The sequence below is a fragment of the Marinomonas maritima genome (genome assembly GCF_024435075.2).
GTDB lineage: Bacteria > Pseudomonadota > Gammaproteobacteria > Pseudomonadales > Marinomonadaceae > Marinomonas > Marinomonas maritima.
Map to the genome: position 1 here is coordinate 105,553 of NZ_JAMZEG020000002.1, position 13,724 is coordinate 119,276.

The following is a 13,724-nucleotide window of genomic DNA, read 5'->3' on the forward strand; positions in this document are numbered from 1 at the left end:
CTGCTTAATACTGAGCAGCTGATGAATTGCTCTTTCAGTGGTTCTTAGTTGCTGAGCTTAAATCTTCATTTATTGTTAATACTCAAAAGCCATATACGAGGATGCTGAAAAGAATCGGCACCCTCGTTTATCTTACCAAATGGGCTATTTAACGAGTCTTTTCTTTTGCCTTCTAGCGACCCAAAGTGCTAGTAAGAAGGCTGGAACAAAGAACCACTCTTTTGCTGAACGCTGATTTTCAATATCAAAACCGGTGATTTCCCAATCAAAATCAAGCTTTTGTTGTTCTGCAACACCGCCAAACGCCAAGTTATCTATATAGACTTTGTTGTCTTCTAGTCGAATTTCTAGCCCCGCCCCATCGTATAGGCGAGTGCTTGCGTTGCCTTGCTGGGTGATTGGAAGATTAATGGTTTTCTCTATCCAGCGCCCCTCTAAACTCTCTCCTTGGACAGACATCCGAAGGCTGGTTAAGTCTGGGTGTTGGTCAATATAGTGTGCCATTTGCGACCCTTGAAAATGTTCAAAAGGCGGTGTGACTTGATCCAACCAAAAACCTGGACGAAATAGAGTAAAGGCGACGAGAATCAATAGAGCACTTTCCCACCATTTGCTTTTCGCAAAGAAATACCCCTGAGTTGCCGCAGCAAAGATAAGCATGGCAGACAGTGATACCACAAAGACGACAATGCCTTGCCACCAGGTCACATCAATTAAGAGCAAGTCTGTATTGAAGATGAACAAGAAAGGCAGCAGTGCCGTACGCATAGAATAAAAGAACGCCGTAAACCCTGTTTTTATCGGATCACCACCAGAGACGGCGGCTGCCGCAAAAGATGCCAGACCAACGGGAGGGGTGACATCGGCCATGATGCCAAAATAAAATACAAACATATGCACGGCAATTAATGGAACAATTAATCCGGACTGAGCGCCGAGCTCCACCACCACACTGGCCATTAAGGACGAAACAACAATGTAGTTTGCGGTCGTCGGTAATCCCATCCCCAGAACCAATGAAATCAATGCGACCATAAGTAGCATGATGATCAATACGCCGCCGGAAATGAGTTCGATAAATTCTGCCATGACTTGACCCACACCTGTGAGTGTCACCGTGCCGACAATAATACCCGCGGCGGCCGTTGCAACTCCTATCCCTATCATATTTCGAGCGCCAGTATTTAATCCATCAACTAAATCCATCGCACCGGCTTTTGCTTCTTTAAGAAGACCGCCTTGTTTACGGAAAAAAGCTTTTAGAGGGCGTTGGCTGAATAAAATAAAGGCCATGAGAATGCAGGCCCAAAAAGCCGATAAACCGGGGGATTTTCGTTCTACCATAAGGAACCAGACAAGTAACACAAGAGGCACCAAATAATACAAACCTGAGCGATAAATATCGGCAAAAATAGGCAGCTTGACGATCTCTCCTTGAGTGCTTTCTAGGTCTAAATCATCACTCTTTGACGAAACATAAAGTAAAGCGATGTAGCCAAATACCACAAGTAATAATAAGGCAATGTTGGCAACATCGCCTAAGAGCCATTTAATGGCGGAGACTAAATAATACAAGGCGCCTGTGAGTATGAAGAGGCTGGCAGTGATAAGGCCGGTACGCAGAAGTTGATCTTTGAAACGGCGGGCAGGTGTTGAGCGAGGCAGCCCTTTCATATCTGCTTTAAGGGCTTCTAGATGCACAATATAGAGTAGGGCGATGTAAGAAATGGTCGCGGGTAAAAAGGCGTGCTTTACCACATCGATATACGGTATGCCCACGTACTCAACCATGAGAAATGCCACAGCACCCATGACAGGCGGCATGATGACGCCGTTCACTGAAGAGGAGACTTCTACTGCACCGGCTTTTTCTGCGCTAAAGCCAACTTTTTTCATTAAGGGAATAGTAAACGTCCCTGTGGTAACGACATTTGCAATAGAGGAACCGGAGATTAGACCTGTCATCGCAGAGGATAAAACAGCGGCTTTTGCTGGGCCACCACGCATATGACCCAATAGGGCGAAAGCCACTTGAATAAAGTAGTTTCCAGCGCCTGCTTGGTTTAGCAGCGCACCAAATAAAACAAATAAGAAAACAAACCCAGAAGAGACGCCAAGAGCAATGCCAAAAACGCCTTCCGTGGTCAGCCACATATGCGTCATGGCTTTCCCAAGGGATGCGCCTTTCCATCGAATGACTTCTGGCAGCCAAGTCGAGTCACCAAAGAAAACATAAGCTAAGAAAACCAAGGCCACCACCATAAGAGGAGGGCCTAAGGCACGGCGGGCCGCTTCTAAGGTAAGTACCAATCCGATCACCGCAACGGTGATGTCCATTGTGGTTGGAAGTCCCGGTCGCGTAGCGAGTTCATCGTTGAAAAGAAATAAATACGATGCGCAAAAAGCCGCAGTGACAGCCAAAATATAATCTAAAAAGGGAATTCGGTGTAGAGGGCTTCTACTCGACGCTGGAAAAGCCATAAAGGCGAGTAAAACCGCAAAGGCCAAATGAATGGCCCTAGATTGAGTGTCATTAAGGAAGCCGATTCCGAATTGTGACGGAAGCGGTGAGCCAATCCATAGCTGAAACAAAGACCAACATAAAGGAACAAAAAACAGTATTGCGATGGCGATATGTCCTTTAGGAGCACGTTTTCCTGTGTCCGCTTCGGCAATCATCTCGTCGAGTTTGTCGGTAGAAGTGGGTTGAGAGCTACTCATAGTCATATGACTTCCATTTTAATGGTTTGGTAGAAAGGAGTAATGATCAAAACTGAAAGAAGTGTATGGTGCGCTGAAGAGACAAAGCAGCACACCACACACTTCTTAAAAAGTGAGGAACTATGGTTACTTGATGTAACCCGCTTCACGGTAGTAGCGTTCTGCACCTGGGTGTATTGGTGCGACAAGAGAAGTGTGAACCATTTCATGAGGCTCAAGGCGAGCAAAGGCAGGGTGTAAGCGTTTAAACGATTCTAGGTTTGTGAAAACCGCTTTGGTCAATTCATAGACCGCTTTTTCAGATACGTTTGCTGATGTCACAAGCGTTGCTTTTGGTCCAAACGTGAATATGTCATCAGGGTTACCGTTGTACATTCCGCCCGGAATAATAGCCTGAGAAAAAGCGCTGTACTTCTGAATCACAGCCAAAGACGCTGCATCTTTCAATGGGATCATATTGATGTCGCATGTTGTCGAGGCTTCTTGTGCAGAACCATTTGGTAGGCCAGCAACAAAAATGGTCACATCGAATTTATCATCGCAAATTGCTTGCGCCATTTCTGACGATTTAAGCTCTGCGGCAAAGGCAAAATCTTCTTTTGTCCAGCCTTTCTCAACCATTAGCAGCTCCATCATAGAGCGGTTACCTGATCCTGGGTTCCCGATGTTAACACGCTTGCCTTTAAAATCGTCCAATGACTTTATGCCAGAGTCGGCACGGGCCATCATGTGGATAGGTTCTGGGTGAAGGGAGAAAACAGAACGTAACTCTGGGAATGGGTTGTCTTGGAATTGGCCTGTTCCATCTAGTGCTGCGGCCTGTACATCTGATTGAGCGACACCGAACTCCAGTTCACCAGCGCGAATACTGTTAACGTTATAGCCAGAACCACCCGTAGATTCAACAGAACAACGAATGCCGTGCTCTTTGCGTTCTTTGTTTAGCATACGACAAATAGACCCACCGGCAGGGTAATAAACACCAGTAACACCGCCAGTACCAATAGACACGAACTGAGTCTCGGCTGCCATTGCACCCGTCGCTAATGTGGATGCGATAAGGGATGTAAATAGGGATTTTTTAATGTTCATTGAATTCCTCGTTGAGTTTTATTATTAAAATTGTCAAAAACAAGGAAATACATTGCATGCAGGATGCCAAGTGCTTTTTTAATCTGTAATGCTATGTTTTTAAAAGGTTTTATTACGATGGACTGTTTTTCATAAGGTTTTTCTATTTATAACTTTTATTATAAAAAGCGGTGCTTTATATCGGAGGCGTTGAGCTATTGTGTTATTTCATGGGAGGTGAAAGCGGTTATAACGAATATTATAGGTATAACAAAAGTTATAAGCTTGTTGTTGGGTGCATAGAATGGAAAATCTTGTTGCTTCTCTTTCGCTACATAACTCGCTAACATCTTGCTACTTTCATTGAGTTTGGCCTTATATCATCATGAACTCTGGTTCTTCTCCTCGTATATTTCGTACTTTTTTTGTTTATTTATTTGTAGGATGCTTTTGCTTTTCTTTTGTCTCTGCAAATGAAACGCGACAGCAAGAATCGAAATACTCAATCAAAGTGGGCGCAGACTATAATTATCCCCCTTATGAGTTTCGTGATGAGAATGGTCAACCCGCTGGATACAACGTTGAATTAACGTATGCCATCGCAGAGATGATGGGGATAAATGTCGATATTACGTTGACGGATTGGGACAGTGCTTATGCGGGTCTTTTAGATGGTACTTTTGATGTGTTGCAGGGCATTGCTTATTCAGACAAACGTGCCGAGCTTATTCGCTTTTCATCACCACACTCTATTGTTAATCAATCTATATTTGCCCGCAAAGATGAACCTGAATTAAGCGATGTGAAAGCGCTGTCTGGTAAAGAAGTATTGGTTCAGCGGAACAGTATTATGCACGAATATTTGAGTAAAAATATTCCCGATGCCATTCCTATTCCAGTTGCAACGCATTCGGAAGCGCTGCGAACATTAGCCTCAGGCAAATACGACTTTGCGTTAACGGCAAACCTTCCTAGTTTGTATTTAAGCGCAGAGTTAGGGTTAACCAATATTCATGCTGTAGCCAGTCCCGTGTCCGGTCAGCGTTTAGGGTATGGTGCGCTGCCTCAAAATGAAGACATTATTTCTCTGTTCAGTGAAGGCTTGGGGATTTTAAAAAATACAGGTAGGCAACAAGAAATTTATGACAAGTGGCTTGGCACATTAGATCAGTCAAAAGTGCAGTGGAAAAAAATTGGGCAATACACTCTTTATACCATCGCGGTCTTGTTATTGGTGTTAGGGGGGATTGTTATTTGGAATCATATGCTTCGCAAAGAAGTAGAGAGGAGGTCTGTGCAATTGAAAGCGCAGCAGGCTCAATTGATCCAAGCCGATAAAATGACGTCACTGGGCGTATTAGTGTCAGGTGTCGCGCATGAAATTAATAACCCAACAGGGTTGTTGTTGCTAAATTTACCTATTCTAAAAGACGCGTGGATGGACGCTGAGCCTTTATTTGATGAGCTAGAAAAGACGCATGATTCACTTTATGTCGGTGGGTTACCTTACCAGCGGCTAAAAAAAGAAATACCGTATTTATTTGATGAAATGCTGCAAAGTGCTGATCGAATCCGAAATATTGTTAACGACTTAAAAGACTTTGTTCGGGCTCAGCCAGATGAAGTGACGCAAAACGTTGATTTAAATGCCGCGGTATCTTCCGCTGTTCGCCTAGTGGAAAAATCCATTCGTAGCAATATTGATCAATTTGAATTGCACTTGGATAATCGCACTCCTATGATTCAAGGAAACCAGCAACGAATAGAGCAGGTTATCATTAATCTGATTATAAATGCGTGTGATGCGATGGCGGATAAAAAAGGTGCGCTTCGGGTGAGCACTGCCATATCGCTGAAAGGTCTGGAAGTGCTTATTGTTGTTGAGGATGAAGGCGTGGGGATTGAAGCAGATGTATTGCCCTATCTGGTTGATCCATTTTTTACCACGAAGCGAGAGCAGGGTGGTACAGGATTAGGGTTGTCGGTATCGTCTGGGATCATTAAAAATCATCAGGGTAGTCTTTCCTTTCAATCGCAAGTGGGAAAGGGTACCACCGTTACTGTGACCTTACCTTTGGCAAAAGTATACAGTGAGCCGTGATGAATATGACGTTAAAACAAGTAGAGGAATAATCACGTGAATGATCGTTTGTATCCTCAATTTAAGATTTTGTTAGTGGACGATGAAATCTCTTTTCTGCGTAGCATGTCGTTGACCCTTGAGCGGCAAGGCTATACGAATTTATTAACATGCGATAATCCTTTGAACGTAAAGCAATTGATTGCCACGAATCACATCGGCCTGATTTTATTGGATCTGACGATGCCCGTGTTGTCAGGTCAAGATTTACTTAATTGGGTAAAAGAAGAGTATCCCGATATAGCGGTCATTATTTTTAGTGGTTTGAATCAAGTTGATGCGGCTGTGGATTGTGTTAAAAAAGGTGCGTTTGATTACATTGTTAAAACAGCAAACCAAGAACAAATATTCGAATCTATAAAGCGCGCTATTCGTACTCAAGAGCTGAGCTTAGAGAATCAGTCGTTACGAGCTCAACTGATGTCAACGCAGTTAAGTAAGCCTGAATGTTTTTCTAATATCGTGACGGCGAATAAGCAAATGATGTCTATTTTTTACTATTTAGAATCCGTTGCTCAAAGTAATCAACCGCTGTTGATTACGGGGGAAAGTGGTGTTGGTAAAGAGCTGATTGCAGAAGCGACCCATGCATTAAGTGGCCGACAAGGAGATCTTGTGTCTGTGAATGTGGCCGGATTGGATGACAATATCTTTGCAGATACGTTATTTGGTCATGCTAGAGGTGCTTTTACGGGTGCCGACAAACAGCGGTTAGGGCTGGTGGAGCAGGCGGCGGGCGGCACCTTATTCTTAGATGAAATTGGAGACTTAAGTTCTAGCTCACAGGTGAAGCTATTGCGCTTATTGCAAGAAGGTGAGTATTACCCAATTGGGAGTGATCGTCCGAAACGTACGCAAGCAAGGGTGATTGTGGCCACGCATCAAGATTTAACCAAACGACAAGATGAAGGCGTATTTCGAAAAGATTTATACTATCGGTTACATACTCATCGTGTGGATATTCCACCACTAAGAGAAAGGCCCGAAGATATTTCGTTGTTGATTCAACATTTTATGAAACAAGCGTGTGACGAAATAGGCAAGTCGCCACTGTCAATACCTAAGACATTAGCATTACACCTTACGCATTATGCTTTCCCTGGGAATGCAAGGGAATTAAGGGCGCTTGTGTATGATAGCGTGAGTCAAAGTAGGGCGGAGTCGCTTAATACCAAACCGTTTGAGACGTTAATTGAAAAAAACAGTCTTGGTTTGTTTGATGAAAATCAAATTCAATTTTCGGATAACACGCCATTACCTACGTTAAATCAAGCGTCCGAAATATTGGTAAATGAAGCGATGGCGCGCGCGAACCAAAATCAATCTCTTGCGGCCCGTATGCTAGGAATATCTCAACCTGCTTTGAGTAAGCGTTTGAAGAACATGAAAGAAAATCAAAAAGACGAGCAATAAACACATTATCCACAAGACAAAAAAAGAGCGCCAGATTGTATCTGGACGCTCTTTTTTTTATTTAGTGAGGGTGTTTCATATTCATACTCAGTGCCATGGATTCGGCGATTTTGATGCCGTCTATTGCTGCAGACATAATGCCGCCGGCATAACCTGCACCTTCACCTGCCGGGTATAAACCTTTGGTGTTGATGCTTTCTAAGCTGTGTTTATCGCGAGTGATGTTGATAGGCGCAGACGTTCGAGTTTCAACACCGGTCAGCAGAGCATCTTCAAAAGCAAAGCCTCTGACCTTTTTGTTAAACGCAGGAATGGCTTCGCGAAGCGCTTCGATACAGAAGTCTGGCAAGGCGTCGGCTAGGTTGGTTAGCTTTATTCCCGGTTTGAAGGAGGGTTCAATTGTGCCAATGTGCTCTTGTGTTTCTCCTCTCAAAAATGCCCCAACGGTTTGTGCTGGCGCATCATAATTACTGCCACCCATGACAAACGCATGGCTTTCTAGCTTGCGCTGAAATTCGATACCCGCCAGTGGACCACCTGGATAATCAGAAGGATCGATGCCCACTACAACGGCGCTGTTGGCGTTGCGTTCGTTACGCGAATATTGGCTCATCCCGTTCGTCACAACACGGTTCTCTTCCGAGGTCGCTGCGACCACGGTTCCTCCAGGGCACATGCAGAAGCTATAAACGGAACGGCCATTTTTGCAATGATGAACCAGTTTATAATCTGCTGCGCCTAAAATTTCGTTGCCAGCGTTCGGACCAAAACGTGCTTTGTCGATAGCGGATTGTTCGTGCTCGATACGAAACCCCACCGAGAAAGGCTTGGCTTCGATGTAAACACCTTTGTTATGAATCATTTCGAACGTATCACGGGCACTGTGACCAATGGCGATCGCAATGTGTTTAGAGTGCAGTTGTTCGCCATCTGCCAGCGTAACACCAGTGATTTGACCGTCTTCAATGTGCATGTCGTCTACACGAGCGCTAAAGCGAATCTCGCCACCTAGCTCAATAATTTGGGCGCGCATTCTTTCGACCATGGCAACCAGTTTGAAAGTACCAATGTGAGGTTTGCTAACGTAGAGAATTTCATCTGGTGCGCCAGCGGCGACAAATTCGTTAAGCACTTTACGGCTGTATTGTTTCGGATCTTTTACTTGGCTGTAGAGTTTGCCGTCAGAAAAAGTGCCTGCGCCGCCTTCGCCAAATTGTACATTGGACTCGGTATTTAGAATTTTCTTACGCCAAAAGCCGAAAGTGTCTTTGGTACGTTCACGGACTTCTTTTCCACGCTCTAACACAATGGGCTTGTAACCCATTTGCGCTAATACTAATGCCGCTAGTAAACCACAAGGCCCGAAGCCAATAACAATAGGGCGTTCGGTTAACGTGGCCGGTGCTTGGGCGACAGGATGATAATCCAAATCAGGCGTAGCCTTGACTTGTTGGTGGTCAGAAAATTGGCTGAGCAAAGCATCGTCACATGTGGTTTCAATATCCAAGGTGTAGATCAGCATGATGTTGGTTTTTTTACGTGCATCATAGCCGCGACGAAATACGTTAAAACGAACGAGTTGTTCGGCTGAAATATCAAGCATGGATAAAATGCTATTTTCCAGTGCTGAGGTGTCGTGATCGAGGGGAAGTTGGATATTGGAAAGTCGTATCATAGGAATCAATAGTTAAAATGCTGAGTTAATGGTTAATAGCGGTGAATAATACGATATTTTCGTTGAAAAAGCTGTTGCGAAATAACGGCGTTGCCTTTTTATCTCAAGATGGGTAAATCGATATTGTTATTATAAAGGTGGAGACGAATCGCTTCAGAAGGTGTATTTTTTGCTGAGTATATTACTCGAATAAAAATTATTTCTATATCCAAGGAGTGTTTAATGTCTTCTACTGTTTTTCGAACGTGGGTGCTTTCAGCTGCACTATTAACGGGTAGCTTCTCTTTGCCTACTCTTGCTCATGACGCAGATTTCTCTGCTAAAAATTTAAACGAACAATTGGTCATGTCGACGTTATGGATGCAAGCGTCCGCTGAATATAAAGCCATGTCATATCAAGCATTTAACTTGGCAAAAATGCAATTTGATCATTACGTAAGCCAGCATACCGGCGATAAAAAAATTGCGGTCGTGGTAGATGCTGATGAAACGGTTATCGACAACACTGGTTACCAAGCGTGGTTGATCGGTAAAGATTTTGGTTACTCTAGCAAAACATGGGGCGAGTGGATGGACGCCGCAGAAGCGAGAGCTATGCCCGGCGCGACAGCCTTTTTAAATTATGTGGCGAGCAACGGTGGAGAAGTCTTTTATATTACCAATCGAAAAGTATCGGGTTTAGAAGGCACTCGTAAGAATTTGCAAGACTTAGGATTTCCTAACGTGGATGATGCGCATCTGATGTTGCGTGACAGTACCAGTGATAAACAACCTCGCCGCGAAGCGATTGCGAAAGATTATGATATCGCCTTGTTTATGGGAGATAACCTAAACGATTTTTCTAATGACTTTAGAACAAAAAGCTTAGCCGCTAGTGATGCCGCCGTTGAAAAAAATAAAGCCTTGTTTGGTACTCAATTTATTATGTTGCCAAATCCTGCTTATGGTGACTGGGAAGGCAAGGTATACGATGGGAATTGGGGCGCATCGGCGGCTGAAAAAGACCAAATGCGTAAATCTAAGTTCCATGTTTGGCAGCCAGCAGAATAACAACTCAATCGATATAACGTATTTGCGTTAACAAAGGAAAAGGTCGCACAGAGAGCTGTGGAAAATTATTTTGGTTACTCATGGGAAAGTTCTAATGGATAAACTCGTGGCCTTTTTTGAAACTAAAAAAGGCCACGTTTTTATTAGTGAAGATTCACTGCAGTCTCTTCAGGAAAACCTAACATGATGTTTAAGTTTTGAACGGCGGCACCCGATGCGCCTTTCCCTAGATTGTCTAGCTTAGCAACCAGAACACCTGATTGGTTGTCTGGTGCGCTGAGCACAGACAATTCTACTTGGTTTGTATTGTCTAGATCATGCGGCGTTAAGAATGGCGCAGCGTTATCGGCAATCACATTAAAGCCATTCACTGTTACAAAGGTGTCGTTTGCATAAACGTCAGCCAGTTTAGCTTGAAGCTGTTCCATGGTGATGCCGCTTTTCAAATGAATCGGCAAAAAGGTCAACATACCTTGGCGGAAATTGCCCACGCTTGGTACGAAAATAGGGGCTTTGTCTAAGCCTGACCAGACTTTCATTTCAGGTAAGTGTTTGTGATTAAACGTTAAACCATAGGCGCCAAAAATAGGCGCCTTGTCTGTGCTTTCATAACGTTCAATTAAGGCATTACCGCCACCACTGTAACCTGAAATAGCATTGATTGAGTAATCCCCATCCGCTGGCAATAAGCCCGCTTCAATTAAGGGTTTTAGCAATAGGATCGCACCAGTTGGGTAGCAACCTGGATTAGACACAAACTGGGCGTCTTTGATTTTTGCGCGTTGCGTCTCATCCAACTCAGGTAAACCATAAACCCAACCTTCTGCAACACGATGTACGGAGCTTGCATCTAGAATACGGCAACCTTCTTCTTTTGCTAAGATCACGCTGTCTATGGCGGCATCGTCTGGCAGGCAAAGTACCGTCACATCGGCTTCTTTCATTAGGCGGCGTTTTTCTTCAATATCGCGCTTTTTAGAAGGATCAATACTGATGACTTCAATGTTTGGGTGGTTAATCAGACGTTCTCTTACTTGAAGGCCTGTTGTGCCAGTTTCGCCATCAATAAATACTTTTTTCACAGCGTGGGGTCCTTAATGGATGTCTTAAATCAAAGTAAAAGCAGGCTATCGGTGTCGGTTGTCTGCTTTCTATCGAGTTCTTTATAGAAGGCAAGAGTGTAATGCATAACGATGGAACTGAATAGTTGAGCGCATTGCTTAATATTGAAAAAAGCGTGTTTCATCTTAGTTCTTGATCTTGTATCGGTGCGAATCGCTTTACTCATTGTGAGAATCTAATGTAATTTAATGGCCCAATGTTTTCACCCTATTATTTGTGTTAAATTTTTATGAAAAAGACCGATAAAAAAATCGACAACGCGCTTCGCGAAGCCCTAACTCACGTATGTGAAACAGCATTAGAGTCTGTAGACGGATTTGTTTGGCTGACTCACTTAGTGAATTACAACGCCTTTCCAAATTCATTGAAAATTATTTGTGTGTTCAAAACCGATCTGGCACTTGCTAGTGCTTATGATGCAAAACAAGACGACTACTTATGCTCACTGATTAACAATGAGCTAAGCGACGCTAATATAAAGCTCAGCAAACCTCGTCAGCAGGTGAGCTTTGATACCGAAGAGGCATGCGAGAGATCTCACGCGGGTAAGTGGAATGAACGACTAAAAAATTCACGTTGCATTAAAGTAAAGCGTGCCTGTTTAGTCTTTTGCTTCGCCTTGTATGCGTTTCATTTCAGCTTGTAGTTGAGGGTTTTTCTCTTCCAGATATTTACGCAGACGCGCAATAAAGGTTTTATTCTCATGGAATGGCACACCAATTTGATGGGCGTCAGCCACTTCTATCATAGAAACCTTATCATGCTGACTGAACACTTCGATCATTTTTCCTGCTTTTTGCTGAGATATTCCTAAGGCTTCAAAAGCAGACCTTCCCATGCGCAAACTGCTGTCGAAGTTTTCCCGAATGATGTCGCGACAACCATACGCCCATAAGTCGTATACGTGATTGTTGTCGAACGCTCGCGCAATGATATGCAAATCTGGGTATTTTTCTTTCACGTATTTAACGAGCTTGGTAGTTTGCTCTGGGTTATCAATGGCGATAATGAAAAGCGATGCTTCATCAATGCCAGCGGCTTCTAATAAGTCTGGGCGTGTTGCATCACCAAAGTAGTTTTTGACGCCAAAGCGTTCCAGTGCTTCCAGTCGTTTTACGCTGAAATCAATCACGGTTGAATGGTAGTTTGCTAGTCGTAAAATGTTGTCAATGGTACTGCCAACTCGGCCTGAACCCGCAATGATAATTTTATTCTCATCGGGGAATTCCTCATGATGGCCAGCGCTTTGATCAGACGCATAGCGAGGCGCAATTATTTGATCGTAGACGATGAATAATATGGGCGTCAGTAACATCGATAGGGCAACGACGAGAAGCAAGGTGTCTGCTATTTCTTGTGATATAACGGCGTTGCTGACGGTAAAAGATAGCAAAACAAACCCAAATTCACCCGCTTGGGCAAGCCCTAGCGCAAACAACCACTTGTTCGAACCGCGAATGTTAAAAATCCATCCCAACAATAATAAGGTAGTGGCTTTCACCATGATTAAACCAATGGTTAATCCGAGAATAGTAGGGAAGTGACTAAACAATAGAGTGAAATTAATGCCGGCACCGACGGTCATAAAGAACAAACCAAGTAACAAACCTTTAAAAGGCGCTATGTCGCTTTCTAATTCATGGCGATAAGGCGAATTGGCCAGAACCACACCGGCCAAAAAAGTTCCTAAGGCAGGCGAAAGCCCAACCAAAGACATAAGTAATGTGGTGCCGATAACAAACATCAGTGCAGTGGCGGTAAAAAGTTCTCTTAATTGTGCGACGGCAATATAACGAAAAATAGGTGTTACCAAAAAGCTGCCGCTTAAGATAACGGTGGCGATGGCGCCAATAGTCACTAGCATTTTTTGCCACGACGCTAAGCCAGCGACTAAAGATACGGTCTCAGAATGATTTCCGGCTTGAGCCATATTAGTGGTGTGACTTAATGACTCTATTAGCTCTGGTGCTGCCAACAGGGGAATAAAAGCGAGCATGGGAATGACGACAATGTCTTGAGTGAGTAAAACGGCGAAGGACGATTGGCCGCCATCTGATTTCATCAGGCCTTTTTCAGTGAGCGTTTGAATGACGATGGCGGTAGAAGAAAGGGCAAGGACTAAACCAACGGCTAAACTGGTTCGCCAGTCTTGGTTGAGTAGCATACCTAATCCCATGATAAACGCGGCGGTCAGGGCGACTTGACCGCCACCTAACCCGAGCAGTTTTGACTTCAATGCCCAAAGCTTTTTAGGGTTGAGCTCTAATCCGACGAGGAAGAGCATCAAAACAACGCCCAACTCAGCAAAGTGTTGGAGGGCGCTGATATCTACATTTAACAGTGCCAGTAATGGGCTAATGATAATGCCCGCTAGCAAATAACCCAAAACAGACCCTAGGCCGAGACGGGAAGCGATAGGAACAGAAATGACTCCAGCCACTAGAAAAACAAAGGTTAATAAGAGTGCGTCGGTCATTGCATTATTTCCTTAGGAATCGGCTTTACATTGTTGGTCTTTAAATCGATGAACCG

9 protein-coding genes are annotated in these 13,724 nt (G+C 43.9%); 4 read left to right on the forward strand and 5 right to left on the reverse strand.

Features of this window, described 5'->3' with window-relative positions:
* Positions 1-144 precede the first annotated feature (144 nt).
* Both M3I01_RS06590 and M3I01_RS06595 read right to left on the reverse strand, forming a co-directional pair.
* Positions 145-2,727, reverse strand: a complete 2,583-nt coding sequence (locus M3I01_RS06590; protein ID WP_255894956.1) for a TRAP transporter permease — start codon at positions 2,725-2,727, stop codon at positions 145-147.
* A gap of 120 nt (positions 2,728-2,847) precedes the next feature.
* Positions 2,848-3,813, reverse strand: a complete 966-nt coding sequence (locus M3I01_RS06595) for a TAXI family TRAP transporter solute-binding subunit (protein WP_255894958.1) — start codon at positions 3,811-3,813, stop codon at positions 2,848-2,850.
* Positions 3,814-4,177: 364 nt separating this feature from the next.
* On the opposite strand from M3I01_RS06595, the gene M3I01_RS06600 reads away from it, so the two are divergent.
* Positions 4,178-5,893, forward strand: coding sequence for a transporter substrate-binding domain-containing protein (locus tag M3I01_RS06600; protein ID WP_255894967.1), 1,716 nt, complete (start codon positions 4,178-4,180; stop codon positions 5,891-5,893).
* Positions 5,894-5,929: 36 nt separating this feature from the next.
* Positions 5,930-7,345 carry a sigma-54-dependent transcriptional regulator gene (locus tag M3I01_RS06605; protein ID WP_255894968.1) on the forward strand — a complete coding sequence of 472 codons (1,416 nt, stop codon included), beginning with the start codon at positions 5,930-5,932 and terminating at the stop codon, positions 7,343-7,345.
* Positions 7,346-7,406: 61 nt separating this feature from the next.
* Here the strand turns inward: M3I01_RS06605 and M3I01_RS06610 are convergent, their stop codons facing one another.
* On the reverse strand, positions 7,407-9,020 hold the full coding sequence (locus tag M3I01_RS06610) for an NAD(P)/FAD-dependent oxidoreductase (RefSeq protein ID WP_275564986.1): 1,614 nt from the start codon (positions 9,018-9,020) through the stop codon (positions 7,407-7,409).
* A gap of 222 nt (positions 9,021-9,242) precedes the next feature.
* Here M3I01_RS06610 and M3I01_RS06615 point away from each other — a divergent pair, with 222 nt between their 5' ends.
* Positions 9,243-10,070 carry a 5'-nucleotidase, lipoprotein e(P4) family gene (locus M3I01_RS06615; RefSeq protein ID WP_255894984.1) on the forward strand — a complete coding sequence of 276 codons (828 nt, stop codon included), beginning with the start codon at positions 9,243-9,245 and terminating at the stop codon, positions 10,068-10,070.
* Positions 10,071-10,213: 143 nt separating this feature from the next.
* Here M3I01_RS06615 and argC read toward each other — a convergent pair whose 3' ends face one another.
* Positions 10,214-11,152 (reverse strand): N-acetyl-gamma-glutamyl-phosphate reductase, encoded by a 939-nt coding sequence (gene argC / locus M3I01_RS06620; protein ID WP_255894987.1) that lies wholly within the window; start codon positions 11,150-11,152, stop codon positions 10,214-10,216.
* A 269-nt stretch (positions 11,153-11,421) separates the two neighbouring features.
* Between argC and M3I01_RS06625 the strand changes: the two genes are divergently transcribed.
* A complete protein-coding gene (locus M3I01_RS06625; protein ID WP_255894988.1) occupies positions 11,422-11,838 on the forward strand; it encodes a Fis family transcriptional regulator in 417 nt (138 codons plus the stop codon).
* Here M3I01_RS06625 and M3I01_RS06630 read toward each other — a convergent pair.
* Positions 11,794-13,668, reverse strand: a complete 1,875-nt coding sequence (locus tag M3I01_RS06630; RefSeq protein WP_255894990.1) for a cation:proton antiporter domain-containing protein — start codon at positions 13,666-13,668, stop codon at positions 11,794-11,796. The genes M3I01_RS06625 and M3I01_RS06630 overlap by 45 nt on opposite strands.
* Positions 13,669-13,724: the final 56 nt, after the last annotated feature.

Bases quoted from the DNA above. Each gene is read 5' to 3' on its own strand.
- M3I01_RS06590 (WP_255894956.1), bottom strand. From the start codon at position 2,727: ATGACTATGAGTAGCTCTCAACCCACTTCTACCGACAAACTCGACGAG.
- M3I01_RS06595 (WP_255894958.1), bottom strand. From the start codon at position 3,813: ATGAACATTAAAAAATCCCTATTTACATCCCTTATCGCATCCACATTA.
- M3I01_RS06600 (WP_255894967.1), top strand. From the start codon at position 4,178: ATGAACTCTGGTTCTTCTCCTCGTATATTTCGTACTTTTTTTGTTTAT.
- M3I01_RS06610 (WP_275564986.1), bottom strand. From the start codon at position 9,020: ATGATACGACTTTCCAATATCCAACTTCCCCTCGATCACGACACCTCA.
- M3I01_RS06615 (WP_255894984.1), top strand. From the start codon at position 9,243: ATGTCTTCTACTGTTTTTCGAACGTGGGTGCTTTCAGCTGCACTATTA.
- M3I01_RS06625 (WP_255894988.1), top strand. From the start codon at position 11,422: ATGAAAAAGACCGATAAAAAAATCGACAACGCGCTTCGCGAAGCCCTA.
- M3I01_RS06630 (WP_255894990.1), bottom strand. From the start codon at position 13,668: ATGACCGACGCACTCTTATTAACCTTTGTTTTTCTAGTGGCTGGAGTC.